Origin of the sequence: Sphingomonas horti (assembly GCF_009753715.1) — a bacterium.
GTDB lineage: Bacteria > Pseudomonadota > Alphaproteobacteria > Sphingomonadales > Sphingomonadaceae > Sphingomonas_B > Sphingomonas_B horti.
The window spans coordinates 318,036-344,209 of the sequence record NZ_WQMS01000013.1 but is presented as its reverse complement, the minus strand read 5'-3'; the positions used below and the strand labels follow the sequence as shown (position 1 = coordinate 344,209).

General features: G+C 67.9%; 24 protein-coding genes and 1 tRNA gene. 16 read left to right on the top strand and 9 right to left on the bottom strand.

The window, feature by feature from the left end:
- Position 1 precedes the first annotated feature (1 nt).
- The 13 genes from GON01_RS11225 to GON01_RS11165 all read left to right on the top strand — a co-directional run bounded on the left by GON01_RS11225 (position 2) and on the right by GON01_RS11165 (position 17,664).
- Complete coding sequence (locus GON01_RS11225) at positions 2-1,168, top strand: acyl-CoA dehydrogenase family protein (protein ID WP_157027439.1); 1,167 nt, start codon at positions 2-4, stop codon at positions 1,166-1,168.
- Positions 1,165-1,554, top strand: a complete 390-nt coding sequence (locus GON01_RS11220) for a RidA family protein (protein WP_157027438.1) — start codon at positions 1,165-1,167, stop codon at positions 1,552-1,554. Before GON01_RS11225 ends, GON01_RS11220 begins: the two co-directional genes overlap by 4 nt.
- The gene (locus tag GON01_RS11215) at positions 1,551-3,917 is read left to right on the top strand and encodes an oxidoreductase (RefSeq protein WP_157027437.1); all 2,367 of its coding nucleotides are present in this window, start codon (positions 1,551-1,553) and stop codon (positions 3,915-3,917) included. The genes GON01_RS11220 and GON01_RS11215 overlap by 4 nt, the downstream gene beginning before the upstream one ends.
- The gene (locus GON01_RS11210; RefSeq protein ID WP_157027436.1) at positions 3,910-5,424 is read left to right on the top strand and encodes a benzoate-CoA ligase family protein; all 1,515 of its coding nucleotides are present in this window, start codon (positions 3,910-3,912) and stop codon (positions 5,422-5,424) included. The genes GON01_RS11215 and GON01_RS11210 overlap by 8 nt, the downstream gene beginning before the upstream one ends.
- The gene (locus GON01_RS11205) at positions 5,421-6,167 is read left to right on the top strand and encodes a creatininase family protein (protein WP_157027435.1); all 747 of its coding nucleotides are present in this window, start codon (positions 5,421-5,423) and stop codon (positions 6,165-6,167) included. The genes GON01_RS11210 and GON01_RS11205 overlap by 4 nt, the downstream gene beginning before the upstream one ends.
- Positions 6,155-7,039 carry an ROK family protein gene (locus tag GON01_RS11200; protein ID WP_157027434.1) on the top strand — a complete coding sequence of 295 codons (885 nt, stop codon included), beginning with the start codon at positions 6,155-6,157 and terminating at the stop codon, positions 7,037-7,039. The genes GON01_RS11205 and GON01_RS11200 overlap by 13 nt, the downstream gene beginning before the upstream one ends.
- Before the next feature lie 47 nt (positions 7,040-7,086).
- Complete coding sequence (locus GON01_RS11195; RefSeq protein ID WP_157027433.1) at positions 7,087-7,623, top strand: RNA polymerase sigma factor; 537 nt, start codon at positions 7,087-7,089, stop codon at positions 7,621-7,623.
- Between the two features lie 36 nt (positions 7,624-7,659).
- The gene (locus GON01_RS11190; RefSeq protein WP_157027432.1) at positions 7,660-8,565 is read left to right on the top strand and encodes a FecR family protein; all 906 of its coding nucleotides are present in this window, start codon (positions 7,660-7,662) and stop codon (positions 8,563-8,565) included.
- Position 8,566: 1 nt separating this feature from the next.
- Positions 8,567-10,900, top strand: coding sequence for a TonB-dependent receptor (locus GON01_RS11185; protein WP_198159842.1), 2,334 nt, complete (start codon positions 8,567-8,569; stop codon positions 10,898-10,900).
- Between the two features lie 88 nt (positions 10,901-10,988).
- Positions 10,989-14,192 (top strand): autotransporter outer membrane beta-barrel domain-containing protein, encoded by a 3,204-nt coding sequence (locus tag GON01_RS11180; RefSeq protein ID WP_181600057.1) that lies wholly within the window; start codon positions 10,989-10,991, stop codon positions 14,190-14,192.
- A gap of 154 nt (positions 14,193-14,346) precedes the next feature.
- A complete protein-coding gene (locus GON01_RS11175; protein WP_309503494.1) occupies positions 14,347-15,930 on the top strand; it encodes a long-chain-fatty-acid--CoA ligase in 1,584 nt (527 codons plus the stop codon).
- A gap of 10 nt (positions 15,931-15,940) precedes the next feature.
- The gene (locus GON01_RS11170; RefSeq protein ID WP_157027430.1) at positions 15,941-17,119 is read left to right on the top strand and encodes an alpha-hydroxy-acid oxidizing protein; all 1,179 of its coding nucleotides are present in this window, start codon (positions 15,941-15,943) and stop codon (positions 17,117-17,119) included.
- Between the two features lie 128 nt (positions 17,120-17,247).
- Complete coding sequence (locus GON01_RS11165; protein ID WP_157027429.1) at positions 17,248-17,664, top strand: response regulator; 417 nt, start codon at positions 17,248-17,250, stop codon at positions 17,662-17,664.
- A gap of 11 nt (positions 17,665-17,675) precedes the next feature.
- On the opposite strand, the gene GON01_RS11160 is transcribed toward GON01_RS11165, so the two are convergent.
- Together GON01_RS11160 and folK are read right to left on the bottom strand one after the other, a co-directional pair.
- A tRNA-Lys gene (locus GON01_RS11160) sits at positions 17,676-17,751 on the bottom strand.
- A 15-nt stretch (positions 17,752-17,766) separates the two neighbouring features.
- Positions 17,767-18,255 carry a 2-amino-4-hydroxy-6-hydroxymethyldihydropteridine diphosphokinase gene (gene folK, locus GON01_RS11155; protein ID WP_181600056.1) on the bottom strand — a complete coding sequence of 163 codons (489 nt, stop codon included), beginning with the start codon at positions 18,253-18,255 and terminating at the stop codon, positions 17,767-17,769.
- A 22-nt stretch (positions 18,256-18,277) separates the two neighbouring features.
- On the opposite strand from folK, the gene GON01_RS11150 reads away from it, so the two are divergent.
- Both GON01_RS11150 and GON01_RS11145 read left to right on the top strand, forming a co-directional pair.
- Positions 18,278-18,931, top strand: coding sequence for a uracil-DNA glycosylase (locus GON01_RS11150; RefSeq protein WP_157027427.1), 654 nt, complete (start codon positions 18,278-18,280; stop codon positions 18,929-18,931).
- 55 nt (positions 18,932-18,986) lie between these two features.
- On the top strand, positions 18,987-19,214 hold the full coding sequence (locus tag GON01_RS11145) for a hypothetical protein (protein WP_157027426.1): 228 nt from the start codon (positions 18,987-18,989) through the stop codon (positions 19,212-19,214).
- Between the two features lie 400 nt (positions 19,215-19,614).
- On the opposite strand, the gene GON01_RS11140 is transcribed toward GON01_RS11145, so the two are convergent.
- The 3 genes from GON01_RS11140 to GON01_RS11130 all read right to left on the bottom strand — a co-directional run bounded on the left by GON01_RS11140 (position 19,615) and on the right by GON01_RS11130 (position 21,868).
- Complete coding sequence (locus tag GON01_RS11140; protein ID WP_157027425.1) at positions 19,615-19,905, bottom strand: AbrB/MazE/SpoVT family DNA-binding domain-containing protein; 291 nt, start codon at positions 19,903-19,905, stop codon at positions 19,615-19,617.
- Between the two features lie 31 nt (positions 19,906-19,936).
- Positions 19,937-20,785 (bottom strand): N-carbamoylputrescine amidase, encoded by an 849-nt coding sequence (aguB, locus tag GON01_RS11135; RefSeq protein ID WP_157027424.1) that lies wholly within the window; start codon positions 20,783-20,785, stop codon positions 19,937-19,939.
- Positions 20,786-20,875: 90 nt separating this feature from the next.
- On the bottom strand, positions 20,876-21,868 hold the full coding sequence (locus GON01_RS11130; protein ID WP_157027423.1) for an agmatine deiminase family protein: 993 nt from the start codon (positions 21,866-21,868) through the stop codon (positions 20,876-20,878).
- Positions 21,869-21,966: 98 nt separating this feature from the next.
- Between GON01_RS11130 and GON01_RS11125 the strand changes: the two genes are divergently transcribed.
- Complete coding sequence (locus tag GON01_RS11125) at positions 21,967-23,946, top strand: alpha/beta hydrolase family protein (protein WP_157027422.1); 1,980 nt, start codon at positions 21,967-21,969, stop codon at positions 23,944-23,946.
- 55 nt (positions 23,947-24,001) lie between these two features.
- Here GON01_RS11125 and GON01_RS11120 read toward each other — a convergent pair whose 3' ends face one another.
- From GON01_RS11120 to GON01_RS11105, 4 genes are all read right to left on the bottom strand, one after another.
- Positions 24,002-24,574 carry an outer membrane protein gene (locus GON01_RS11120; RefSeq protein WP_157027421.1) on the bottom strand — a complete coding sequence of 191 codons (573 nt, stop codon included), beginning with the start codon at positions 24,572-24,574 and terminating at the stop codon, positions 24,002-24,004.
- Between the two features lie 204 nt (positions 24,575-24,778).
- The gene (gene rpsD, locus GON01_RS11115; RefSeq protein ID WP_157027420.1) at positions 24,779-25,393 is read right to left on the bottom strand and encodes a 30S ribosomal protein S4; all 615 of its coding nucleotides are present in this window, start codon (positions 25,391-25,393) and stop codon (positions 24,779-24,781) included.
- A 149-nt stretch (positions 25,394-25,542) separates the two neighbouring features.
- A complete protein-coding gene (locus tag GON01_RS11110; protein ID WP_157027419.1) occupies positions 25,543-25,815 on the bottom strand; it encodes a hypothetical protein in 273 nt (90 codons plus the stop codon).
- A gap of 12 nt (positions 25,816-25,827) precedes the next feature.
- Positions 25,828-26,082 carry a hypothetical protein gene (locus GON01_RS11105; protein ID WP_157027418.1) on the bottom strand — a complete coding sequence of 85 codons (255 nt, stop codon included), beginning with the start codon at positions 26,080-26,082 and terminating at the stop codon, positions 25,828-25,830.
- Between the last annotated feature and the right edge of the window lie 92 nt (positions 26,083-26,174).

Here is a 26,174-nt window from a genome sequence, read left to right as displayed (position 1 = left end):
GATGGACCGGAGCTATCTCGACTGGCCGTTCCTGGGCGCCGAGCACAAGGCGCTGGCGCTGGCGGTCGACGACTGGGCGCGCGCGGCGCTACCCTCGATCGGCGATCATGACGATGTCGACGCCTCCTGCCGGGCGCTTGTCCCCGCGCTGGGGGAAGCGGGATGGCTGCGTTACTGCGTGCCGCAGGCCTATGGCGGCGTGCACGAGGTGCTGGACGTGCGATCGCTGTCGATCATCCGCGAGACGCTCGCCTATCATTCCGCGCTCGCCGACTTCGCGTTCGCGATGCAGGGGCTAGGATCGGGCGCGATCAGTTCCTTCGGATCGGAAGCGCTGAAGCAGGACTATCTGCCGGCCGTTTGCGCGGGCGAAAAGATCGCCGCTTTCGCCTTGTCGGAACCCGAGGCCGGATCGGACGCGGCCGCGCTGTCGGCCTCGCTCGCCGCGACCAGCGACGGCTATGTGCTGAACGGCGAGAAGACCTGGATCTCGAACGGCGGCATCGCCGATTTCTACTGCCTGTTCGCGCGCACCGGCGTCGGCTCGCGCGGGGTCACGGCGGTGGTGGTCGATGCCGGCGCGCATGGCTTTTCCATCGCCGAGCGAATCGAGGTGATCGCGCCGCATCCGCTCGCCCGGCTGCGCTTCGACGATTGCGTGGTGCCGTTCGACAAGCGCATCGGTGAGGAAGGCGAGGGGTTCCGGATCGCGCTTGCGACGCTCGACATCTTCCGCACGACGGTGGGCGCCGCCGCGCTCGGCTTTGCGCGGCGGGCGTTCGACGAGGCCGGGCGGCATGCGCTCAATCGGCGGATGTTCGGCGGCACGCTCGCCGACCTGCCGCTGGCGCAGGAGCGGCTGGCGGAAATGGCGCTCGACATCGATGCCGCCGCGCTGCTCGTCTATCGCTCCGCCTGGACCAAGGACGTGAAGCGCCAGCGCGTCACCCGCGAAGCGGCGATGGCGAAGCTGTTCGCGACCGACCAGGCGCAGGTGGTGATCGACAAGGCCGTGCAGATGTTCGGCGGGATGGGCATCGCCAAGGGCGTGAAGGTCGAGGAGCTGTACCGCGAGGTCCGGGCGCTCCGCATCTATGAAGGTGCGTCGGAAGTGCAGAAGCTGATCATTGCCGGGCAGCAGCTGAACGTGCTGCGGGAGGAGTTATGAAGATCCTGCAGCCGCCCGGCTGGGTCAGGCCGAAGGGCTATGCGAACGGCATTGCCGCCACCGGCCGCATGGTGTTCACCGCCGGCGTGATCGGCTGGAACGAGCGGGAGGAATTCGAGCATCACGACCTGGCCGGCCAGTTCCGCCAGGTCCTGCTGAACACCCGCGCGATCCTGGCCGAGGGCGGGGCGGACCCGTCGGATATCGTGCGGATGACCTGCTACGTGACCGACAAGCGCGAATATGTCGCGGCCCGCACCGCGATCGGCGAAGCGTGGCGCGAGGTGCTGGGCAAGGTCTTTCCCTGCATGGCGGTTGTCGAAGTCTCCGGGCTGGTCGAGGACGCGGCCAGGGTAGAGATCGAGACGATAGCGGTGGTCGAATGAAGATCGCGGTGATCGGCGGCGGGCCGGGCGGGCTCTATTTCGCGCTGCTGACGAAGAAGCAGCTGCCGGACGCGACAATCGACGTGTACGAACAGAACCGCGCCGACGACACGTTCGGTTTCGGCGTCGTCTTTTCCGACGAGACGCTGGACGAATTCCTGTCCGCCGATCCGGAATCCTACGACGCGATCCGGTCCAACTTCGCCTGGTGGGACGATATCGTCATCGAGCACGCCGGCGACAGGACCGTGGTCGGCGGCAACGGCTTCGCGGGCTGTTCGCGCCAGACATTGCTGGGCCTGTTGCAGCAGCGATGCGCGGACCTGGGCGTCGGGCTGCATTTTTCGACGCATATCGACCCGGACGCGGTCGAGACCCGCTTCGGAGACTGCGACCTGGTCGTGGTGGCGGAAGGGGTGAACAGCCCGATCCGCGCTGCGCACGCCGACGCGTTCGGGGTGCGCGCAATCGACACGCGCAACAAATTCTGCTGGCTCGGCTCGACCCGTCCGCTTGACGCCTTCACTTTCTTCTTCGTGCGGACCGAGCGCGGCTATTTCTGCGCGCATAGCTATCAGTACGAAGCGGGCCATTCGACCTGGGTGATCGAGACCACCCCCGAAAGCTGGGCGGGGCACGGCTTCGACACGCTCGACGAGGAGCAAAGCGCGCAGGCGCTGGAGGCAATTTTCGCCGGGCCGCTGCAAGGGCACGGCCTCATTACCAACCGGTCGATCTGGCGCAGCTTCCAGACGATCAGCTGCGCGAAGTGGCGGCACGGCAGGATGCTGCTGCTAGGCGACGCCAAGGCGACCGCGCATTGGTCGATCGGCTCTGGCACCAAGCTGGCGATGGAATGCGCGGCGGCGTTGTCGGGCGCAGTGGTCGCGAATGGGCACGATCTCGACGCGGTCGAGGCGGCCTATGAGAAAGCACGGCGCACACCGGTCGAGATTACCCAGCACAATGCGCAGGTGTCGCTGCGCTGGTTCGAGGACATGCCGCTGCACTGGCGCAAGCCGCGATACCATTTCGCCTTCTCGCTGATGTCCCGCGCCAAGGCGTTAACCTGGGACAATATCGGCTTGCGTGACTCACGATTCCTGGCGGCCGTGGAGGACGAGTTCTACGCGCGCTATTCCGACGAGACCGGCCGCGACACCGCCGACCGACCGACGCCGATGTTCACGCCGTTCGACCTGCGCGGGCTCACCCTGCCCAACCGCGTCGTGATGGCGCCGATGGCCCAGTACAGCGCGATCGAGGGCGACCTGACGCCCTGGCATTTCAGCCACTACACGGCGCGTGCTTTGGGCGGGGCGGGGCTCATCTTCACGGAAATGACGTGCCCGACGCCCGACGCGCGGATCACGACCGCCTGCACCGGCCTGTGGAACGACGCGCAGCAGGCGGACTGGACCCGGCTGGTCGAGTTCATTCACGTGGCGACGCCGGCCAAGGTGGCGCTGCAGCTGGGCCATGCCGGGCGCAAGGGCTCGACCAACGTGCCGGAGCTGGGCGAGAACCTGCCGATGGCTGAGGGCAACTGGCCGGTCTGGTCGGCCTCGCCGCTTCCCTATTTCGACAATGCTTCGCCCGTGCCGATCGAGCTCGACCGGGCGAAGATGCACGACATCCGCGACAGCTTTGTCGCCGCGACGATCCGCGGCGCGCGCGCCGGGTTCGACATGCTGGAGCTGCACGCGGCGCACGGCTATCTGCTGGCCGGCTTCCTGTCGCCGCTGACCAACCGGCGCACCGACGACTATGGCGGCAGCGCGCTCAACCGCGCGCGCTTTCCGCTGGAAGTGTTCATGGCGATGCGGGAGGCCTGGCCGGCGGACCGGCCGATGTCCGTGCGGCTGTCGTGCAGCGACTGGGCCGAGGGCGGGCTGACGCTCGATGATCTCGCGACCATTGCCACGGCCTTCAAGGCAGCCGGCGCCGACATCATCCACGCCTCGTCCGGCCAGACGGTTCCGTGGCAGAAGCCGGTCTATGGCCGGATGTGGCAGACGCCGTTCGCGGAGTTCATCCGCCTGACCTGCGATATCCCGACGATCGCAGTGGGGGACATCACGCTGCCCGAGCAGATCAACGCGATCGTCGCCGCCGGCCGCGCCGACCTGTGCGCGCTCGCCCGGCCGATGCTGAACAACCCCTTCTTTGCGCGACAGGCGGCCGGCCATTATGGCGTCCGGACTGCGTGCGGCATGCCGCTCGACTGGCCGGTGCAGCTGAAGTCCGGCGAATATCAACTGTATCGCGAGGCGGAGAAAGCGAACGAGAAGCTGGCCGAGTTGAACGCGCGCGCCAGGCCCAACCGCCGCCATTACAGCCACGCGGAGCAGGCGCATGGATGATCCGGTGTTTCCCGACGACTTCAATATGGCGGACTGGTTCCTGGCCACCGGCGCCGCGGACAAGACGGCGATCCTGTTTGAGGATCAGGCAATCACCTACGCGGAAGTGCGAGAGAAGGTGGATCGCGTCGCCCGGCGGCTGGTGACGGAAGGCTTGCTGCCGGAGCAGCGCGTGCTGGTGTGCATGCGCGATTGTCCCGAGTTCGCCTATGCCTGGTTCGGCGCGATCAAGGCAGGCGCGGTGGTCACCCAGATCAACCCGTTGCTGCCCGAGGCCGACTATTCCTATTATCTCGATTATGTGAAGCCGCAGTTCGTGTTCGTCGACGAGGCCAGCGCGGTGGCGTTCGGGGCAGCGGCGAAGGCGTCGCGGCACGGACGGGGCGTGATCGGCGATTTTGACGCATGGCTGGCAGCCCCGATCGCGCCGGACGCGGAGCCCTGGCCGACGCGGCTGGACGACCCGGCCGTGTGGCTGTTCACCAGCGGATCGACCGGCAAGAGCAAGGGCGCGGTCCACAGCCACGGCCATTTCCCGTTCAACACCGAAGTCTATGCCAAGCGCTTCATCGGGATGCGCGAGAGCGACGTCACGATTTCAGGCGCGCGACTCTATTTCGGCTATGCGACGGGCACCAACCTGATGTTCCCGTTCGCCGTGGGCGCGACCACCGTCCTGTTTAGCGAGCAGCCAAGCGCGGAGCGGCTGTTCGACCTGATCGAGCGGCATCGCCCCAGCGTGTTCACCAGCGTGCCCACCCTTATTCACAAGATGCTGGAAAGCAGGCGCAAGGCGGACCTGTCGAGCATCCGCTTCATGTGGAGCGCGGGCGAGGCGCTCCCGCGGGAGCTCCATGGGCGCTGGGACCAGGCGTTCGGCGTGCCGATCATCGACGGCATCGGCAGCGCCGAGAGTTTCCACATCTATATCAGCAATCATCCCGACGATATCCGCCCGGGCAGCCTGGGCCGGCTGGTGCCCGGATACGAAGCGCGGCTGCTGGACGACGAGGGCAATCAGGTCGGGAAGGGCGATGTCGGGACCTTGTGGCTGAAGGGCGCGTCGGCGGCGCTCTGCTACCATGCCGATTATGCGAAGTCGGTCGAGCATCTGCGCGGCGGCTGGATCGTCAGCGGCGACAAATTCCGCGAGGATGAAGACGGCTATTGGTATTACGAGGGGCGCGGCGACGACCTGATCAAGAGCGGCGGCATCTATGTCAGTCCGATCGAGGTCGAGAATGTGCTGGCCCAGCACCATGCGGTCGGCGAGTGCTGCGTGACGGGGAAGAAGGACGGCGCGGGGCTGGAGAAGCCGGTCGCGATCGTGTTCCCGCGGCCGGGCGTTTCAGCGTCGGAGGTGCTTGCCGAGGAGCTGATCGCCTTCGCCCGCAGCAGGCTCGTCCATTACAAGGCGCCGCGGGAAGTGATCTTCGCCCAAGCCGCGCTGCCGAGGAACGATCGCGACAAGCTCGACCGCAAGGCGCTGAGGGCGCGGTTCGGATGAGGCTGGGCGATGCACCCTGGACCGCGGTCCGCGACGCGTTGGCAAGCGGAGCGCCGGTGGCGGCGATCCTGCCGCTGGGTGCGGTGGAGGCGCACGGGCCGCACCTGCCGCTCATCACCGACGTGGTGATCAGCGACGGCATGGCCGCGCGCACGGCGGCGATGCTCGAAGGGCAGGGCGTGCGCGCCTTCGTGCTGCCGGCGCTCGCCTATGCGCCGGCCGGCTATGCGTCGGAGTTCGCGGGCACGATCTCGATCGGCGCGGCGGCGGGCAGGGCGGTGCTGATCGACATCGCGCGATCGCTGAAGGAGCAGGGCTTTGCCTGTCTTGCTTTCGCCAACAGCCATTTCGATCCCGAGAACGTCGCGATGCTGCGCGAGGCGGCGGCGGAGGTTGCGGCGCTCGGCCTGCCGGTCGCTTTCCCGGATTTCACGCGCCGCGCGCTCGCGGCGACGCTGACCGAGGAGTTCCAGTCCGGCGCCTGCCATGCCGGCCAGTTCGAGACGAGCCTGGTGCTGGCCGACCGGCCCGAGCTGGTCGATGCCGCCGGCGGCAAGGTGCTGGCGGATAATCCGTCGAGCCTCGTGACCGCTTTTGCGCAAGGCGCAACGACCTTCGCCGAGGCAGGCGGCCCGGATGCCTATTTCGGCAGCCCCTCCAATGCGAGCGCTGCGGAGGGCGCGCGAAGCTATGACATCATGGCCGCGGCGCTTGCCGAAACCATCCTTGCGTGCCTTCGCTGATGCTGGTGGGCGGCGTCGAGCTTGGCGGCACCAAGATAAGGGTGGCGCGTGGCAGCGACGACGGCCGCATCGAGGCGTCGGAGACGTTCCAGACGACGGGCCCTGAGCCGAGCTTTGCCCGGATCCTGAACTTTTTCCGCGGCGGCCCTCCGATAAGCGCGCTCGGCGTAGGCGCGTTCGGACCGGTCGCGGTCCGGCCGAGTGATTCCGACTATGGCCGGCTGCGCGGAACACCCAAGCCCGGCTGGCGCGATTTCGACATTGCCGCTGCCGCCGGCGCGCTGGGTGTGCCGGTCGCGCTCGACACGGACGTCAGTGCGGCGGGGCGCGGGGAAGCGGCGCTGGGCGCCCTCGCGGGGCTGGACTGCGGCATCTACCTGACCGTCGGAACCGGCATCGGCGGTGCGCTGGTGGCGCACGGACAGCCTTTGCCCGGGGCGAGCCATGCCGAGATGGGGCACGTGTCGCTGGTGCGGACGCCGGGCGATGATTTCGGCTCGGTCTGTCCCTGGCACGCGAACTGCGCGGAAGGGCTGGCGAGCGGCCCGGCGATCGAGCGGCGGTTCGGCGCCAATCTGGGCGCCCTGCCGGACGACCATCCCGGCCATGCGCTGATCGCGGGCTATCTGGGTCAGTTGCTCGCAAGCCTGGTGCTGGTGGCGGCGCCGAACCGGATCGTGATCGGAGGCGGGGTGTCGAAGGCGCCGGGCCTGCACGCCCGCGCCCATGCCGCGTTGCTGGCCGGACTCAACGGCTATGGCTTCTACCCGGAGGCCGGGCGTCCCGGCTTCGTCGTGCCGCCCGCGCTCGGCGACGATGCCGGGCTGGCCGGCGCCTTGCTGATGGCCGGCGCTGAAGCCCGTCGTCGCTAGTCGCAAGCCGGTCGACGGCGCGCTTGCCCGTTCCGGCCCGGCACGCCATGGCTCCGGTCCCTTCGATTCGGAACCGCGACCTGACTCTTGCCGGCCTCGAGGCGGTGTTTCTTGCCCACCGCGCCGCGCTGCTGCGCTTCCTCCGCGCCCGCGGCGCTGGAGACGATGCCGAGGATCTGCTGCAGGAGCTGTGGTTCCGGGTCGCCGCTGCCCCCGCCGGGCCGATCGCCGAGCCGGTCGGCTATCTGGTGCGCGCGGCGAACAACCTGATGCTGGACCGGCATCGGGGGCAGATGCGGGCGATGCGGCGCGATCTCGACTGGGCCGAAGCCGCCACCGCGGCCGATCACGAGATGCCCAATGCGGAGCGCGCGCTGGTCGGGCGCGAGGCGCTGGGGCGGGCGGAGGCAGTGCTCGCCGCGCTCGGATCGCGGGTCGAGGCGATCTTCCGCCGCTACCGGCTCGACGAGGTGACGATCGACCAGGTCGCACGCGAGTTCGGGGTCAGCCGCAGCACGGTCGAGAAGGACCTGCAAAAGGCTTATCGCGCCCTGCTGGAGCTGAGGAGCGGCGGCGATGCGTAGTTGCCCGAGCGGCGGCGTCATCCAGGCGGAGGGCCAATGAGCGCGCGCGTGACCAGGGAAGCGGAAGACCAGGCGGTCGCCTGGGTGATGCTGACGCGCGACCCCTCCTTCGCGGACTGGGACGGCTTCACCGCCTGGCTGGAGGCGGACCCCGGCCATGCGCGGCTGTACGACGAGCTGTCGGTCGCGGACGAGCGGATCGCCGAGCAGCTGGCGCGGCGCGAGCCCATCGCGCGGCGGCGCTGGCGCTGGCCGGTCATGGGCGGCGCCGTCGCGGCGGCGCTGGCGCTGGTCGCGGTGGTGCCGAGCATGATGCAGCCCGGCTTTGCGCCGCAGACGATCGCCAGCGCAGCCGGGCAGAAGCTGACCGTGCGCCTGGCGGATGGCAGCCGGATCGACATGAACGGCGGCACGCGGCTGGTGCTCGAAGGCCCGCGCCATGCCCGGCTGGAACGCGGCGAGGCGCTGTTCACCGTCGCGCACGACGAGGCGCGGCCGTTCGAGGTTAGGAGCGGCGATGCGCTGATCCGTGACATCGGCACCGCCTTCAATGTCGTGCGCGAGCCGATGCGCTTCACCGTCACCGTCTCCGAAGGCGAGATCGTGTTCAATCCGGAACGGGAGCAGGTGCATGTGCCCGCCGGCCAGCAGATCGAGGAATCAGGCGACCAATTGCTCGTCACGCGCGTCGACGCGGCGCAGGTCGGTGCGTGGCGGCAGGGACGGCTGATCTACCGCGGCGCGAAGCTTGACCGTGTCGCCGGCGACCTGTCGCGGGGGCTCGGGCTGACCGTCGCCGCCGATGCGAGCGTCTCCGCGCGGCCGTTCAGCGGGATCATCCAGCTGGAAGGGAAGGGGGAGGACGCGCTCCGTTCCGCCGCCACGATCCTGGGTGTCGAGGTGCGCCGCTCGGGCGACCGCTGGCTGCTGGTCGCGCCCTGAGATGAGCGCCGGACGGGCGGCCGTGGCCGCGATCCTGTTGCTTGCGCCGCTGACGGCGGCTGCCGCGGAGGCGTTGCCCGCGACGCGGCTGGACCGGGCGGTGATCCTGCTCGGCAAGCGGGAAGGGGTCAGCATCGGCATTTCCGATCCAACGCTGGCTGGCCTGCGCACCCGGCCGGTCGGCTCGACCGCCGATGTCGGCGCAGCGCTCGGCCGGATGCTTGCCGGCACCGGAGCCGGGGCGGTGCGGGTGGGGGCTAGAAGCTGGCGGATCGTCCGGCTCCCCGCCGCGCCTTATCCGCGCGCCAGGCCGGCGCCCGCGGAGACCCCGGAGCCGCCGGGCGACGAAGAGATTGTCGTCATTGCCAGCAAGCGCGACACGCCGCTCGGCCGCTATTCGGCCTCTGTGTCGATCGTCGACGGCGAGATGGCGGCGGCGGGGCTCGAATCGCTCGGGACCGAAGCTCTGGTCGCCTATCTGCCGAGCCTGACCTCGACGCATCTGGGCCCGGGCCGGAACAAATTGTTCGTCCGCGGCCTCGCCGATTCGAGCTTCAACGGCCCGACCCAGGCGACCGTCGGCGAATATCTGGGGGAAGCCCGGCTCAACTATAACGGGCCGGATCCCGACCTTCGGCTCTATGACGTGCGCTCGGTCGAAGTGCTGGAGGGGCCGCAGGGCACGCTGCACGGCGTCGGCACGCTGGGCGGCGTGATCCGGCTGCAGCCGGCGCCGCCGAACCTGGAGCGGCCGGAAGCGTCGCTCAGCTCCGGCGTCTCCTTCACCGAGCATGGCGATCCCGGTGCCGATATCAGCGCGATCATCGACCTGCCGCTCGGCGATACGATGGGGCTGCGCACCGTCGCCTATCGGGTCCGCGAGGGCGGCTATATCGACGACACGCTGCGCGGGAAGGGCGACGTCAATCGCGTCGACACGGTCGGCGGCCGCGCCTGGCTGCGCTTCACGCCAGGCGGCGACTGGACGATCGATCTGGGCGGCGCGCTGCAGGAGATCAAGGGCCGTGATTCCCAATATGCCGACCGCGACGCGCCGCCGCTGACCAAGGCGAGCCCAATCGCGGAAGGGTTCGCCAGCCGCTACGGGCTCGGCCAGCTGGTGATCCGCAAGAGCTGGGGCGGCCTGACTCTCACCTCCGCGACCAGTTTTGCGCGGCAGCGCATCCGCGAGAGCTTCGACGCGTCCACTGCCGGCGATCCGACGCGCTTCGACCAGCATGCCCGCGTCGATTTCTTCTCGAACGAGAACCGGCTGGTCCGCAACAATCCGGACGGCAGCGGCTGGGTGGTCGGCACCAGCATCGTCGAGAACCGCTACGCGCTGGAACGCAGCTTCGCGCCGATCGCGCTGGCGGCGCGTCTGGGCGGTATTTCCAACCGCATCCAGGAAGCGACGGCGTTCGGCGAAGGCAGCGTCGCGATCGGGGATCGGCTGCTCGCCTCGATCGGCGGCCGGCTGACGGTGCTGGAGCTGTCCGGCTCTGCCGAAGGAGTCACCAGCTTCGCTTTCGCGCGCGCCGCGCAGGACAAGGCGAGCCGGCGCGAAGTGGCGCTGCTGCCGTCGCTGTCGCTGAGCTGGCGGCCGGCCGACGGGCTGCTCGCCTATGCGCGCTACCAGCAGAGCTTCCGCCCGGGCGGCATCGTCGTCCGCGACGCCTTCGTGCAGCGCTATCGGCCCGACGACGTGCGGGCGGGGGAGATCGGCGTGCGCTGGGAAGCGCCGGACGAGACGGTACGGCTGTCGAGCGCGCTGTCCTATACCAGCTGGCGGAACATCCAGGCCGACCAGGTCGACGCCGGCGGGCTGCCGACCACCGTCAATATCGGCAATGGCCGCATCGTCACCCTCGACGCAAAGGCGAGTGTACGCCCGATGCCCGGCCTCAGCCTGGACCTGGCCGGCGTCCTCGCCAACAGCCGGCTGACGCGGCCGGCCCTAGTCCTCGCGGCGATTGTCGCGGCGGACCGGTCCGACCTGCCGAACGTCGCCCGGCTGAACGCGTCGGCTGCGTTGCGCTACGGCACCGCGCTGGGCGCTTTCGACATCAGCTTCTCGGCCTGGGCGCGCTATGTGGGCCGGTCGCGGCTGGGCGTCGGCCCGATCCTCGGCCAACGCCAGGGCGAATATGTCGACACGGGGCTGTCATTGCGCGCGACCCGCGGCCGCTATGCAATCGCGGCGACGCTCACCAACCTGACCGGCGAGACCGGCAACCGCTTCGCGCTCGGCTCGCCGTTGATGCTGGGGCATGAGCAGCAAGTGACGCCGCTGCGCCCGCGCACGCTGCGCATCGGGTTCGAAACCGCCTTTTGATTTTTCATTACGCACTCGCGCCGGCCGCGGCGTCCTCCTGGTGTAAAGGGGGGCCGCTGGGCACTCCCGACATCATGGGAGTTCCTACGTGCGCCGTTTGCTTGCCTGTTCCTGTCTGACCCCGATCCTGTTCATCCCAGCCGTCGCCCATGCCGAAACCACGATCGATGCGAAGCGCACGGCCGGGGTCGCGACCTCGACCGTCAAGAACGGCGCGCGCGACGACCTGCGCATCACCAGCACCGGCTCGATCGAGCCGACCGGCGGCACCGCGGTCACCCTCGACACCGCCAATACGGTCAAGAACGAGGGGTCAATCAGCCTGAAGGACGCGAACGACGCGACAGGCATCCTCGCGACCTCCGGCGCCGGCGAGATCAACAGCAGCGGCAAGATCGTGATCGGCGAAACCTATGTCGCGACCGACACGGACAAGGACGGCGATCTCGACGGACCCTTCTCGAAGCAGGCGCGCAACGCCGGCATCAAGACGAGCGGCGCCTTTGCCGGCAATGTCACCAACAGCGGCGCGATCAGCGTCAGGGGCAATGAGAGCGCGGGGATCATGCTCTCCGGACCGCTGACCGGCAACCTGACGCAAAGCGGCACGGTCGACGTGCTCGGCGACCAGTCGGTGGGTGTCCGGACCAACGGCGTCAGCGGTTCGGTCAAGGTGCTGGGCGGCGTCACGGTGCAGGGGGCCGGTGCGGTCGGGGTGGCGGTCAACGGCCCGGTCGGCGGCGCGCTGCAGATCCAGAGCAGTGTCGTGACCAGCGGCTACCGCACCGCGACGCCGCCAGCCGACGTGTCGAAATTCGATCCTGAGGACCTGCTGCAGGGCGGCCCGGCTGTACGCGTGGCCGGATCGGTTGCCGGCGGCATCATTTTCGACGTCAAGCCGAAGGACGCCGATCCGAAGGACAATGACGAAGACAAGGACGGCATCGAGGACGCGAAGGAAGGCAGTGCCTCGGTGACCTCGTTCGGCGCGGCGCCGGCCGTGCAGATCGGGTCGAGCAGCGGCACTGTCGCGGTCGGCGCGCTTGCCGGCAATGCCGACGGCTTCGGCCTCGTGATCAACGGCGATGTGCTCGGCTCGGGCGTGTACAAGACCATCGACGGCACCGGCCTGCAGATTGGCGGGACCGGCGGGGCGGTCACTATCGCCGGCGGCGCTGCGGTGAACGGCACGGTCGGCGCCAAGTCGCTGGATGCCAACGCGACCGCGATCCGGATCGGCTCCGGCGCGGCGGTTCCGAAGCTGCGGGTCGGCGGTGCCGTGGCGGCAACGAGCGGCGCGGGTGCGGCCGGGCAGGTGCGCGCGGTCTCGATCGATAGCGGCGGCTCGCTGCCGACGATCACCAACAGCGGCCAAATCAGCGCGGTCGCCAGTGGCGACGCCACGGCCACCGCGATCCGCGATGCGTCGGGCACGCTGACGCTGGTCGAGAATACGGGCGCGATCAGCGCGACCTCGAAAAAGGCGGCGGTGGAAAGCGCGGTCGCGATCGACCTGCAAGCCAACAGCAGCGGCGCGACGGTGCGCCAGAACAAGGTCGCCGATACCGCGACCGCGCCGAAGATCGTGGGCGCAGTGCTGTTCGGATCGGGCAACGACGTGTTCGAGGTCGCCGACGGCACGGTTGCGGGAACAACCCGCTTCGGCGCCGGCAACAACCGGCTGGCGCTTTCGGGCGACGCGCTGGTCCAAGACGACGTGGCGTTCGGCGCCGGTGCCGACTCGCTGGCGCTGGGCGGCACCTCCGCCCTGACCGGCGCGGTCGATTTCGGTGGTGGTGCGGACACGCTGACGCTGGCCGACAAGGCGGTGTTCCGCGGCACGCTCGCCAACAGTGGCGGCGCGGCGGTGACGATGACCGGCGGCATGCTCGACGTGCGCACTGCGGGCATTGTTTCGCTAGCCGCTCTCGATGTCTCCGGAGACAGCACGATCGGCGTGACCATCGACCCGGCCACCCGCAGCGCGACTCAGTATCAGGTGGGCAGCGCCAGCTTCGGCCAGGGTGCGAAGGTGTCCGTCTCGGTCGCCAGCGTCGGCAGCGCCGAAGGCAATTACGTGATTGTGAAGGCGGGGACCCTGACCGGCGGCGGTAATCTGACGGCCACCAGCGCGGCGCTGCCGTTCATGTTCAAGGGGGATGTCAGCGCCGATGACCCGGCGGGGCAAGTGACGCTGAAGGTGCAGCGCAAGGCCGCGACCGAGCTTGGCCTCAACCGCTCGCAGGCGGCCGCTTACGATGCGGTGTTCAAGGCGCTCGACAAGGATGCGAAGGTGGCCGGCTCGTTCCTGGGAATCCGGGAGCAGGGCGATTTCCGGGACGCCGTCGCGCAGATGCTGCCCGACCATGCCGGCGGCGTGTTCGAGACGGTGACGCGCGGATCGCGGACGCTCGGCGGCTATATCGCCGACCCGAACGCGATGGTGGCGGAGCTGGGCGGCGGACTGGGCTTCTGGCTGCAGCAGGCGGTCTGGGGCACAAGCAAGCCGCAGCAGGACAGCGCATCCTACCGCTCGTCCGGCTGGGGCGCGAGCGGTGGCATCGAGCTCAACAGCGGCGTCGGCAAATTCGGCGTGTCGCTCGCCTATCTGAACGGCAAGACCGAGCAGCGCCGGACCGACGGCCAGGTCGATGCGAACCAGTATGAAGCAGCGGCGCACTGGAGGAACGCTTGGGGCGGGTTCAACGCCTTCGCCCGAGCATCCGCCGCGCTGGTGAATCTTGACGGGTCGCGCCGGTTTGCCGGCACGTTCGGCACCGAGCAGGTGGTGCGCACCGCCACCGGCGACTGGGACGGCCGGCTCTATTCGGCATCGGGCGGGCTTTCCTATCAGTTCCGCACCGGCCGGCTGACGATCCGTCCCGCGGCGACGATCGACTATTTCCGGCTGCACGAGGACGGCCGCGCCGAAAAGGGGGGCGGCGATGCCTTCGATCTGACCGTCGCGTCGCGCACCAGCGACGAGCTTGCCGCCACCGGCACGATCGCGGCGGGCTACGAGCTGAGCACGTCCGACACGGGCTTCCTGCGCGTCGAGCTGGAAGGCGGCCGGCGCGAGATCGTCGGCGGATCGCTTGGGCGCACTGAAGCCCATTTCAAGGACGGCGACAGCTTCACCCTCACGCCCGAGGATCGCAAGGCGGGCTGGCTGGGCCGGGTGCGGCTGGTCGGCGGCGGCGACGGCTTCCGCGCGGGAGCGGAGGCTAGTGCGGAACAGCAGAATGGCCGCGCGGCGCTGGGCTTCCGCGCGACACTGAGTGTCGGCTTCTGATCGAAGCCGAGGCGCACCTCTTCCCCCCTTCCCACGGTCCGTGCGGACGGGGTGCGCCGGCGAGGGCGGGCTTTTCACCCCCGCCCGTCCTCGCCCTGTTTTCCTTGCCGGGAGGGATCGGACGGCTATTCTCTGAGTGAGGGAGGGGACCGGCGTGTCGACAACCCGTTCGCAGGCGCAGGAGAACGCCTTGCCGCTCCAGGGCATGAGCGAGCGCGGCGCCATCGCCACTCCTGACCATCCGGCGCTGATCCATGGCCAGCGGCGGGTCAGCTATGCGGAGCTGCACGGGCTGGTGCTCCGCTGCGTGGGCGCGCTGCGATCGATCGGGATCGGCGAGGGCGACCGGGTCGGCTATCTCGGCCTCAACAGCATCGACTATGCGGTGCTGATGCAAGCGGCGCTCAGGATCGGCGCCGTGACCGTCGCGATCAACTGGCGCCTGGTCGCGCGCGAGATCGCCTATATCGCCGCCGACGCCGAGCTGGCGCTGCTGGTCACCGAAGCGGAGCGGCTGCCGCAGATCGGGTCCGGCACCGTAGGGCGCGTGATGCTGGTCGACGCGCCGCATCAGGACATGCCGGCTTTCGAAATCTGGGTGCGCGAACATGCCCCGGATCCGGATGTCCTTGCCGTCGGCCCGGACCATGCGGCGATCCAGCTCTACACCAGCGGCACCACCGGCCACCCGAAAGGGGCGATCCTGACCCATGGCAATTTCGCCGCCGCGATCGCGCAGAGCCGGCTGATCGGCGAGAGCTGGGCGGAGTGGGACGCAAACGACGTGTCGCTGATCGCCATGCCGCAATTCCATATCGCGGGGACCGGCTGGACGGTCAGCACGCTGAACGCCGGCGTGACCGGCGTGTTGCTCGACCGGCCCGAGATCGGCGAGTTGATCGACGCGATCGAGCGGCACCGGGTGACCAGGATGTTCGCGGTCCCGGCGGTGCTGGGCATGATCCTCGATCACCCCCGCGCCGCGGATGCGGACCTGAACTCGGTCCGCTGCCTGCTCTACGGCGCCTCGCCCATTCCGCTCGATGTCCTGAAGCGCTCGATGGCGATGTTCCCGAACGCGCGCTTCGTGCAGATGTATGGCGCGACGGAGACCTGCGGCACGATCGTCTATCTGCCGCCCGAGGATCACCGGATCGAAGGGACGCCGCGCATGGCCGGCTGCGGCAAGCCCTATCCCGAGGTCGAGCTGCGCATCGTCGACGCCGCGGGCGAAGCGCTGCCGGCGGGCGCGATCGGCGAGGTGCTGGTGCGATCGCCGCTGGTGATGAGCGGCTATCACAAGCTTGCCGACGCGACCGTCTCCGCGTTCGTTGAGGGCGGCTGGTACCGGACCGGGGATGCCGGCTATCTCGACCAGGACGGCTATCTCTATCTCTACGACCGGGTGCGGGACATGATCGTCTCGGGCGGCGAGAACATCTATCCCGTCGAGGTCGAGAATGTGCTGCATGAGCATGATGCCGTTCGCGACTGCGCGGTGATCGCCGTGCCGGACCCGCGTTGGGGCGAAGCGGTGAAGGCGATCGTGGTGCCGGAGCCCGGCGCGGCCATCGACGCGGCCGCGCTGATCGCATTCGCGCGCGAGCGCATCGCCGGCTACAAGGTGCCGAAATCGGTCGATTTCGTCGACGAGCTACCCCGCAATCCGTCAGGCAAGATCCTGAAGCGGGAGCTGCGCCGGCCCTATTGGCCGCTCGGCGAACGGAAGATCGGATAGGGAGGGACTGATGGCCTATGCAGGCGGCGAGGGGCATTTCGGGGATCTGCAGAACGCGATCTACGGCGCGGGCCTGAGCGGAATCCTGCCGACCATCCCGGTCGATTTCCCGACGCTGGAGAAGCGCGCCCAGGCCGCGTTGCCGCCGCATGTGCTGAGCTATGTCCAGGGCGGATGCGGGGACGAATGGACGCAGGACAGCAACGCCGCCGCCTTCCGCCACTGGGGCATGGTGCCGCGGATGATGGTCGACTGCACCAGGCGCGACCTGTCGACGGAGCTGTTCGGGCTGACGCTGAAGAGCCCGCTGTTCATGGCGCCGATCGGCGTCAACGGCATCATGACGGCGGACCAGCATGGCGATCTGGCCGCCGCCCGTGCCTCGGCGCTGACCAGCGTTCCCTATTGCTCGTCGACTCTCTCCAACGATCCGCTGGAGACAGTGGCTGAGGCGCAGGGCGACACGCCCGGCTTCTTCCAGCTCTACACGCCGCGCGACAAGGCGCTGGCGGAAAGCCTGGTCCGGCGCGCCGAGGCGGCCGGGTACAAGGCGATCGTTGTCACGCTCGACACCTGGGTGACGGGCTGGCGGCCGCGCGACCTCAACACCGCGAATTTCCCGCAGCTGCGCGGGGCGGTGCTGATGAACTATTTCAGCGACCCCGTCTTCCGCGCGAGCCTTCCGAAGCCGCCCGAGGAGGACCCGGCGGCGGCGATCCGCGCCTGGGCGGGCGTGTTCGGCAAGGTGCTGACCTGGGACGACATGCCGTGGCTCCGCAGCATGACGAAGCTGCCGCTGGTGCTGAAGGGCATCTGCCACCCCGACGACGCGCGGCGCGCGATCGATAGCGGGGCGGATGCGATCTATTGCTCCAATCATGGCGGCCGGCAGGCCAATGGCGGGATCGCCGCGATCGACATGCTGCCCGATGTCGTCGAGGCGGCGGGCGGCAAGCCGGTGCTGTTCGATTCCGGCATCCGATCGGGCACCGACGTGATCAAGGCGATCGCGCTGGGCGCCGCCGCGGTCGGCGTCGGGCGGCCTTATGCCTATGGCATGGCGCTCGGCGGCGCCGAGGGCGCGGCCGCGGTGCTGCGCGCGATCCTCGCCGAAGCCGACCTGCTGATGGCCGTGAACGGCTATCCGACGCTCGCGGCCGTGCGCGCGGCGGGCGCCCGCCGATTGTAGAAATTCGCCACTCCCCACGGCCTGTGTCGGGAACCTGACATAAAGGTTCGCCGTTGGTGCGGCCGTGGGGACATGGGTTTGAAGCTGCGTCAGTCTTGCGTTCGACGGCCGTTCCCGGAAGCGGCACGATGAGTGGGCCGCTTGCCGGCCTGCGCGTCCTGCTGGTCGAGGACGAGCCGCTGATCGGCATGGGCATCGAGGACGCGCTGGCGCGCGCCGGTGCCAGCGTGCGCCTGATGCGGACTGACCGCGAAGCCTATGCGACGCTGGAGCAGGCTGCCGGCCGCACCGACCTGCTGATCACCGACATCAACCTGCGCGAAGGGACCACCGGGTACGACGTCGCCCGCTTCGGCCGCCGCCTGAATCCTTCGCTGGACGTGCTGTACCTGAGCGGCGGGCCACCGGAATCGGCGATGTCGTTCGGCGTCGAGGGTGCCGAATTCGTCGCCAAGCCGGTCACGGAAGCCAGGCTGATCGCCAGGGTGGAGACGATGATCCGCGGCCGCCAATCGGCGCTGTGTCCTCCGCCCGCGGTCGCGTGAGCGCGAAACGATGGTGAGCCCTGCTGGATTCGAACCAGCGACCTACTGATTAAAAGTCAGTTGCTCTACCGACTGAGCTAAGGGCCCTTGAGGCGGTGCTGACTAGGCGCGGGGAAAGCGGCGGTCAACCGCATGGCGCAGTTGACGGACAGTGCGGCCGGTCAGCGGGTCGCGCGCACCGGGGGCGATCTGCTCCAGCGGAGCGAGCACGAAGCGGCGCTTGCGGAACTCGGGGTGCGGGATGGTGAGGCCATTCTCCGCCCACACGCCGCCTGACCAGAGGATGATGTCCAGATCGAGCACCCGCGCCCCCCAGCGGCGGCCGCGGCGGCGGCCGAACTGGCGCTCCAGCTGCTTCAGGCTCGCGAGCACGGCAGGGGGCGGGAGGTCCGTCTCGAGAATCGCGACGGCGTTGGCGAAGCTGCGCCCTGCGGGCCCCAGCGGCGCGGTCCGCAGGATGCGCGAGCGTGCCTGCACGGTGCCCAGCTCCGCCAGCGCGTGCATCGCGGCGCGGACCACGCCCGCCGGGTCGCCGTGACGGTGGTGCGGGCGGTTGGAGCCGATCGCGATCGCATAGCTTGAGACGGGCACCCTGACGCGCCTATCGCGTGGCATGGCCTTCGTCAGCCCCATTCCGGAAACCGAGCCGCCGCACGACTGCCCGCGCTGCCCGCGGCTGGTCGCGTTCCGCGAGGCGCTCAGGGTCGAGCATCCCGACTGGTGGAACGCGCCGGTGCCGGCATTCGGCGATCCCGACGCCTGGCTCTGCATCGTCGGCCTCGCACCGGGCAAGCACGGCGCCAACCGCACCGGCCGGCCGTTCACCGGCGACTATGCCGGCGATCTGCTGTTCGAAACCTTGGCCAAATACGGGCTTGCGCACGGCACCTACCGTGCCGATCCGGATGACGGGCTGAGCCTGCAAGGGATCGTCATCTGCAACTCGGTCAAATGCCTGCCGCCGGAGAACAAGCCGCTGCCGCAGGAGATCGCGAACTGCCGCCCGTTTCTGGCCGCGCAGATCGACGCGGTGGCGAAGGCCCGCGTCTATGTTGCGCTCGGCCAGATCGCGCATCAATCGGCCGTACGGACGCTCGGCGGCAAGCTTTCCGAGTGCAAATTCGGGCATCTGGCGGAGCACCGCTTTCCCGGCGGCGAGGTGCTGATCGATAGCTACCATTGCTCGCGCTACAACCAGAACACCGGCCGGTTGACGCGCGAGATGTTCGAAGCGGTGTTCGAACGGGCGCTTGCACTCCGGCCCTGAGCTTTTCGCAAGGCGCGGAAAGGCTTATCTTGGCGACAACGAGAGGAGAGTCGCGATGAGCCTGATTGCGATCGCCCTGTCCGCCGCCGCTGTGGCGCAGAACCCGCACGCGCTGCCGATCTGCGGCCAGACCAGGCCGACGCCGGTCGACGTGTCGGAGAAGGCGAAGCTGAAACGCCTCGACAGATTGCCGCCGGCGGAAGCCTATCTGACCGTCATGCGCACCGAGAATGGCTGCATCCGCCCGGTCAAGGTGAGCGAGGAACGCGCGCGGCGCCGTTAGCGCCCGCTTTCCGACTCCCCCACTCCCAACGTTTCGACAGATTCGAGTCGATCGGCAGCAGCTTTGCGCACACCGCTATCCAAGGTGGAAAAGCAGGTGCCGCCAGCCTCGCTCGCTAGGGCGAGATGCAACATATCGGCAAAGTCGGCACCAGCCGCGAACCTGTCCATTGCCCAGCGCACCGCTGCGCCCTCGATGAGCTGGGTCAGCGGGGTAGCCCAGAATCTGGCTCAGATGATGCGATATGTCCGCTCGGGACATTCGATACGACGATTGCAGTACCCACACCGTCTCGATGAGCACCGTGGGGAGAATGAGGATCGGCTCATGCAAGAGCGACTGGGCAATTTTTGCTTGTTCAGGGTCGTCCTGGGTCACCAGGCGAACCAGGACGTTCGCGTCAACTGCGCGCATTGCGCTCCTGCTCGGCAAAGATTTCCCGCAGCGCGTCGTCGCTTAACCGACTGATCTCCCCGATTGACTTGGCGGGCCCCTGCCATTTCGGCAGCGAGAGAATGTCGTCGAGAGTCGTTCTGGGAAAGGGGTTGTGCCGGGCGATCGGCTTCAACCGGATTTCCCCGGCTTTTTCAATAACTTCGAACCGCGTTCCGGGGGTCAGCTGCAACCGCTCCCTGACGTCGCGGGGAATGACGACCTGGCCTTTGGCGGAAAGAGTCGTGCGCGCGTTCATGTGGTCGTCTTACATGTAAGACCGAGTCGGATCAAATATCCTCCACCAAGCGCCCGTAAAGTTCCGGCCGTCGGTCGCGGAAGAATCCGAAGGCGGCGCGGTGGCGTTTGACGCGGTCGAGATCCAGCGTGGCGGTGAGGACGCCGGTTTCCGTCGCGCCGAATTCGGCCAGCAGGTCACCGCGTTCGTCGCAGATGAAGCTGTGGCCGTAGAAGCGCTGGCCGTCCTCGGTGCCGATGCGGTTGGCGGCGACTACCGGCACGACGTTCGACACTGCATGGCCGATCATCGCGCGGCGCCACAGCCGGCTGGTGTCGAGATCCGGGTCGTGCGGCTCTGAGCCGATCGCGGTCGGGTAGAACAGGATTTCCGCGCCCATCAGCATCATCGCCCGGGCGGTCTCCGGATACCATTGGTCCCAGCACACGCCGACACCCAGCGTCGCGGATGGCGTCTTCCAGGTCTTGAAGCCGGTATTGCCGGGACGAAAATAGAATTTCTCCTCATATCCGGGGCCGTCCGGAATGTGGCTCTTGCGATACAGCCCCATGATCGCGCCCTTGTCGTCGATCATCGCGAGGCTGTTGTAATGGTGCGGCCCGTCGCATTCGAAGAAGCTGGTCGGGATATAGACGTTCAGCTCTGCCGCGAGCTTCCGCATCGCGACCACGGACGGGTGCTCGGAGGTGGGCCGGGCGTTCGAGAACAGGCCTTCATCCTCGACGCGGCAGAAATAAGGGCCCTCGAACAATTCGGGCGGCAGGATGACCTTGGCGCCCTTCGCCGCCGCTTCCCGGACGAGCTCGGACACGTGCGCGATATTCTCGGCCTCGGGGCCGGGCAGCGCGAGCTGCAGGGCGGCTACGGTGATTTCCGACAATTTAGTCTCCGTTCGTTTCGAGCGAAGTCGAGAAACGCTTCCCGCTACTGCGTGTCTCGACTTCGCTCGACACGAACGGGGAAGATGTCCCTAGGCGACCGGCACTTGCTGGCTGATGCAGTGAAAGCTGCCGCCGCCGGTCAAGATATGATCGGCGCGGAAGCCGACAACCCTGCGGGTGGGAAACAGTGCCTGGATCGCATCGACCGCGGCCTGGTCGTTGGCCGCGCCGTAGAGCGGCACCACCACCGCGGCGTTGCCGATATAGAAATTCATGTAGCTGGCCGGGATGATCTCCCCATCGCGCAGCACGCGGCCGGGCGAGGGGAGGGGCACGACCGCCAAGCCGAACGCACGGGCGCGGGCCTGGGCGTCGCGATAGACCGTCGCGTTCGGGTCGTCCGCGCCGGCCGGCTCGGGGATTGCGATCCGGCCTTCGCCGACGAAGCGAGCGAGATTGTCGACATGCCCGTCGGTATGGTCGTTGAGCAGCCCGTCGCCGAGCCACAGCACGCGGTCGAGCCCAAGGTCGCCCAGCAGCCGCGCCTCGATCTCCGCCTGGCTCAGGTTCGGATTGCGGTTCGGGTTCAGCAGGCATTGCTCGGTGGTGACGGCAAGGCCGGTGCCGTCGACGTCGATCGCGCCGCCTTCGAGCACATATTTGCACCGCCTCGCCTCGCTGAAGCCGCCGCTTTTCGCCAGCCGCAGGGCGAGATCGTCGTCGCCTGCCAGCCGGTATTTCCCGCCCCAGCCGTTGAAGAGGAAGGCGCGCGCCGCACGCGCCCCCCCGTCGGAAACGATGATCGGCCCGGTATCGCGCAGCCAGATGTCGCCGAACGGCGCGACGATCACGTCCACGCCCGGCTGCACGAGAGCGCGGGCCGCGTCGGCGGACTCGGTATCGGCCGCGACCAGCCGCACCGTTTCGCCCGCGCCGCCCGCGTGCACGGCATCGGCAAAGGCCGCGACCTCGGCGCGTGCTGGCTCCAGATCGTCTTCCCAAAGGTCAGCGTGGCTGGGGAACCCGATCCAGACGCTTTCGTGCGGCGCCCATTCGGGGGGCTGGCGCTCGATCCGATTCATGAGGTTTTAGCCATTGTTTTCAACTCCGAAACGGACCTGGGGCTTGCCTTCGGTCGCGAGACCGGCTGCTATAGGCAGGTCCGTCCAGGGGGGGAAGAATGAAGCTCGTCCGTTACGCCGCACTCGCCGCAGTTCTCGCCGGTGGGGTCTCGACATTTGCGCTGGCCCAGCAGGTCCCGCCGGAAAAGGCGTTCGGCGCGCGCGAGTCCGTGACCAGCGCCAGCCTGTCGCCCGACGGCAAGACGATGGCTTTTCTTGCGCCGACGACCGGCAAGGGAAATGCCCTCTTCACGGTGCCCGTCGACGGGAGCACGCCGCCCAAGCGCTCCATGGTCGCCAGCGGCGAGCCCGAGATGATTGCCGGCTGCGGCTGGGTCGCGAACGATCGCCTGCTCTGCACGGTCGTCGCCCCGCGCGAGGAATCGGGTTTCATCCTGAACGCGTCCCGGCTGGTCGCGATCGACGCCGCCGGCACCAACTTCAAAATGGTCAGCGAGCGCAACACCGACAATGCGCTCTATTTCAACCGCTATGGCGGCGGAATCGTCGACTGGCTGCCAGGCCAGGACGGCGCTTTTCTGATGAGCAAATGGGTGGTGCCCGAAGTCACCACGGGCACGCTGATCCAGAAGCGGAAGGAGGGCTTTACGGTCGAACGGATCGACACGCGCAACATGCAGTCGCGGACCGTGGTCAAGCCCATCATCGATGGTTCGGAGTTCATCAGCGACGGCAGCGGGGAAGTGCGGATCGCCGGCGTCACCCAGTTCACCGGTGACTACAGCGCGACCGGCATGGTCAAATACATGTACCGGGCAAAGGGAAGCGGCGACTGGAAAGACCTGGGCGTGCTCGACACGCGAACCGACGAAGGCTTCAATCCTTATATCGTCGACCCGGCGGAGGACGTCGCCTATGGCTTGAAGAAGGAGAACGGCCGGCTGGCACTCTACAAGCGCAAGCTGGATGGATCGAACCTCGAAACGAAGGTGTTTGCGCGGCCGGATGTCGATATCGACGGGCCGCTCCGCCTGGGTCGCAAGCAGCGCGTGATCGGCGCGACCTTCGCCACCGACAAGAGGCAGGCCGTCTATTTCGATCCCGCGCTGTCCAAGCTGGCCGACTCGCTTTCGAAAGCGCTGCCAGGCGCGCCGCTGATCAATTTCGAAGGCGCAAGCGACGATGAGAAGCGGCTGCTGATCCGGGCCGGGAGCGACACCGACCCCGGACGCTATTACCTGCTGGATCGCGAGACGAGGCAGATGCGCCCGCTGCTGCTCAGCCGTCCGGAGCTGGACGGCTACAAGCTCGCACCGGTCAAGAGCGTGCAGGTGAAAGCCGCAGACGGGACCCTGGTGCCGGCCTATCTGACGCTGCCCGTCGGATCGTCAGGCAAGAAATTGCCGGCTATCGTGATGCCGCACGGCGGGCCCAATTCGCGCGACGAATGGGGCTTCGACTGGCTGGCGCAGTATTTCGCCTACAAAGGCTATGCGGTGCTGCAGCCGAACTTCCGCGGGTCATCCGGCTATGGCGACCAGTGGTTCCAGGACAATGGCTTCCAGTCATGGAAGACCGCGATCGGCGACGTGACCGATAGCGGCCGCTGGCTCGTCTCCGAAGGGATTGCAGATCCGGCCAAGCTTGCGATCGTCGGCTGGTCCTATGGCGGCTATGCGGCGTTGCAATCGGGCGTGGTCGCGCCCGACCTGTTCAAGGCGATCGTCGCGATCGCGCCGGTCACCGATCTGGAAGAGCTGAAGCGCCAATATGTCGGCACCACCGGCCAGCGCGTCATCCGCGATTTTGTCGGCAACGGTCCGCATGTCCGCGAGGGCTCGCCTGCCCAGAACGCCGCGGCGATCAAGGCGCCGGTGCTGATGTTCCACGGAGACCTGGACGTGAATGTCAGGATCGTCGAATCGAAGCTGATGGAGGGCAAGCTGCGCGAGGCCGGCAAGCAGGTGACGCTGATCACCTATCCCAATCTCGCCCACTCGCTGAATACAAGCGAGGCGCGCGCCGACCTGCTGGCGAAGAGCGACGCCTTCCTGCGGACGAGCCTGGGTCTGCAATAGCAAAAGGGGCGGCCGTTTCGGGCCGCCCCTTTCGTTTTGCGGCTGAGGCCTCCGCTTAGAAGCGGTAACCGATGGTCGCCGCGAGCTGGTGGCGCGACAGGCCGGCTTCGTAGTTCGAATAGCGATACTCGGCGCCGACATAGGCGTTCGAGGTCACCATATACTGCGCGCCCACGCCGGCGCGGATGCCGTCGGCGTTGCCCGACGCGCTGGTCGTGGTGGTGCCGGTCGTCACGCTGCCCTTGAAGCGGGCGTTGGTGTAGCCGACCTTCGCATAGACGTTGAACGTGTCGGAGACGGCGCCGGTGACGCGGCCGCCGACATACAGGTCGCGGCCGGCCGAGAGGCGCGCGCGCGTGGTACCGGCGGTCACGTCGAAATCGGTCGAGGCATCCGAGATCTCGGCGTCGAGGCCCAGCGCGACCTTGCCGCCGACGGCGAAGTCGTAGCCGAGGCCGAGGCCGTACAGGAAGCCATCGCTGTTCAGGCTGCCGGTGCCCGCCGGGTTGGCCCGGACATGATCCCAGCCAAGGACCGCTTCGACGCGCGGGCCGGCAATGTCTCCGGCGAAGGCAGGCGCGGAAGCGGTGGCCGCGACGGCGGCCAGCAGAACGGAAATCTTACGCATTTTAGGAAAAGCCCCTTGTGCTCTTTTGATGTTGTTGAAGGGTGTCTTTCGACGCGGTGCGGCATGCCGCCTGGAGCGCATGGAATCAAATGGTTGCTCGACCAATGTGGCATTTTGATCGACCAGAGTTGCTGCGATGCAACATGGCGCAGGCACAAAAAAGGGCGGGGAAACCCGCCCTTCGTTGCGCGATGAAGCTCAGCCTCAGCGCGAGTAGAATTCCACCACCAGGTTCGGCTCCATCTTCACCGGATACGGCACCTCGTCGAGGCTCGGCACGCGGGTGAAGGTCACCTTGGCATTGCCGTCGGGCGCGACGTAGTCGGGGATGTCGCGCTCGGGCAGGCTCTGCGCTTCCAGCACCAGCGCCATTTCCTGCGCCTTGCTGCCCAGCGTGATCTCGTCGCCGACATAGCAGCGGCGCGAGGCGATGTTGCACTTGACGCCGTTCACGCGGACGTGGCCGTGGCTGACCAGCTGGCGCGCGGCCCAGATCGTCGGCGCGAACTTGGCGCGATAGACGATCATGTCCAGCCGCTGCTCGAGCAGGCCGATCAGGTTCTGGCCGGTATCGCCCTTCATCCGCGACGCTTCCTGATAGCAGGCCTTGAACTGCTTTTCGGTGACGTCGCCGTAATAGCCCTTCAGCTTCTGCTTGGCGCGGAGCTGCAGGCCGAAGTCCGACATCTTGCCCTTGCGGCGCTGGCCGTGCTGGCCGGGGCCGTATTCGCGCTTGTTGACCGGGGATTTCGGGCGGCCCCAGATGTTCTCGCCCATCCGGCGGTCGAGCTTGTGCTTGGCGCTATGGCGCTTCGACATGATCGTTCCTTCAATTGCTACAACGTTGGTTCCGGTCTCGCCTGCTTGTCCCGTGTTGGGGGCAGGGCCGCCGCTTCACCGGAGTGCGGGGCCAATTGCGAAGGGGGCGCGCCTATACGACGCGCCGCTTCAGGTCAAGCACGGTGAAATCAGAAGGGGCAGACGCCGCCGTCATGACCGCACGCGCCGGCGCCGTCCTCGACGAGCGCGCGGGCAGTCGCGTTTCCGTCGTCCGCGCGCTTCTGCCATTCCTTCTTGGTCAGGCACATCTTGCGCGTGGCGATCAGCGATCCGATCGGCACTTCCCGTCTGCAGATCAGCGGATCCTTATCGGGCGCCGGCTTCACCGCGTTCGGCTGCTCGGCCGCATAGACCGCCCCACCAGCGGCGACCGCGAGCAGGGCTGCGATGACGATCCTCATCCTCTTGCCTCCTCAGCCGCTCGGGGTGGGATTGCGCGCGGCATTGTCCTCCATCTGCTTGCGCGCCTCCTCGTTGCCACGAGTCGACCGCTCCTCCCATTGCGATTTGGTCAGGCAGACCTTGCGGGACGCGATCAGCGAGCCGATCGGAACCTCGCGGCGGCAGATCACGCGATTATCGTCCTTGTTGTCGCCCTGCGACTTCGGGTTCGCGGCGAATGCGGGGGTGCTGAGCACGATCAGCAGCATGGCAGTAGCAAGACGCATTGGGCCCTCTGTCTCGATGGGACTCAGGTTGCTAAGGCTAACCCGAAATCGCGCCATCGCAAAGGGAATGTATCAAGTTGCTGCAGCCTGAA

Bases quoted from the DNA above. Each gene is read 5' to 3' on its own strand.
- GON01_RS11225 (WP_157027439.1), top strand. From the start codon at position 2: ATGGACCGGAGCTATCTCGACTGGCCGTTCCTGGGCGCCGAGCACAAG.
- GON01_RS11220 (WP_157027438.1), top strand. From the start codon at position 1,165: ATGAAGATCCTGCAGCCGCCCGGCTGGGTCAGGCCGAAGGGCTATGCG.
- GON01_RS11215 (WP_157027437.1), top strand. From the start codon at position 1,551: ATGAAGATCGCGGTGATCGGCGGCGGGCCGGGCGGGCTCTATTTCGCG.
- GON01_RS11210 (WP_157027436.1), top strand. From the start codon at position 3,910: ATGGATGATCCGGTGTTTCCCGACGACTTCAATATGGCGGACTGGTTC.
- GON01_RS11205 (WP_157027435.1), top strand. From the start codon at position 5,421: ATGAGGCTGGGCGATGCACCCTGGACCGCGGTCCGCGACGCGTTGGCA.
- GON01_RS11195 (WP_157027433.1), top strand. From the start codon at position 7,087: ATGGCTCCGGTCCCTTCGATTCGGAACCGCGACCTGACTCTTGCCGGC.
- GON01_RS11190 (WP_157027432.1), top strand. From the start codon at position 7,660: ATGAGCGCGCGCGTGACCAGGGAAGCGGAAGACCAGGCGGTCGCCTGG.
- GON01_RS11185 (WP_198159842.1), top strand. From the start codon at position 8,567: ATGAGCGCCGGACGGGCGGCCGTGGCCGCGATCCTGTTGCTTGCGCCG.
- GON01_RS11170 (WP_157027430.1), top strand. From the start codon at position 15,941: ATGGCCTATGCAGGCGGCGAGGGGCATTTCGGGGATCTGCAGAACGCG.
- GON01_RS11165 (WP_157027429.1), top strand. From the start codon at position 17,248: ATGAGTGGGCCGCTTGCCGGCCTGCGCGTCCTGCTGGTCGAGGACGAG.
- GON01_RS11150 (WP_157027427.1), top strand. From the start codon at position 18,278: ATGGCCTTCGTCAGCCCCATTCCGGAAACCGAGCCGCCGCACGACTGC.
- GON01_RS11145 (WP_157027426.1), top strand. From the start codon at position 18,987: ATGAGCCTGATTGCGATCGCCCTGTCCGCCGCCGCTGTGGCGCAGAAC.
- GON01_RS11140 (WP_157027425.1), bottom strand. From the start codon at position 19,905: ATGAACGCGCGCACGACTCTTTCCGCCAAAGGCCAGGTCGTCATTCCC.
- GON01_RS11130 (WP_157027423.1), bottom strand. From the start codon at position 21,868: ATGAATCGGATCGAGCGCCAGCCCCCCGAATGGGCGCCGCACGAAAGC.
- GON01_RS11125 (WP_157027422.1), top strand. From the start codon at position 21,967: ATGAAGCTCGTCCGTTACGCCGCACTCGCCGCAGTTCTCGCCGGTGGG.
- GON01_RS11120 (WP_157027421.1), bottom strand. From the start codon at position 24,574: ATGCGTAAGATTTCCGTTCTGCTGGCCGCCGTCGCGGCCACCGCTTCC.
- rpsD (WP_157027420.1), bottom strand. From the start codon at position 25,393: ATGTCGAAGCGCCATAGCGCCAAGCACAAGCTCGACCGCCGGATGGGC.
- GON01_RS11110 (WP_157027419.1), bottom strand. From the start codon at position 25,815: ATGAGGATCGTCATCGCAGCCCTGCTCGCGGTCGCCGCTGGTGGGGCG.
- GON01_RS11105 (WP_157027418.1), bottom strand. From the start codon at position 26,082: ATGCGTCTTGCTACTGCCATGCTGCTGATCGTGCTCAGCACCCCCGCA.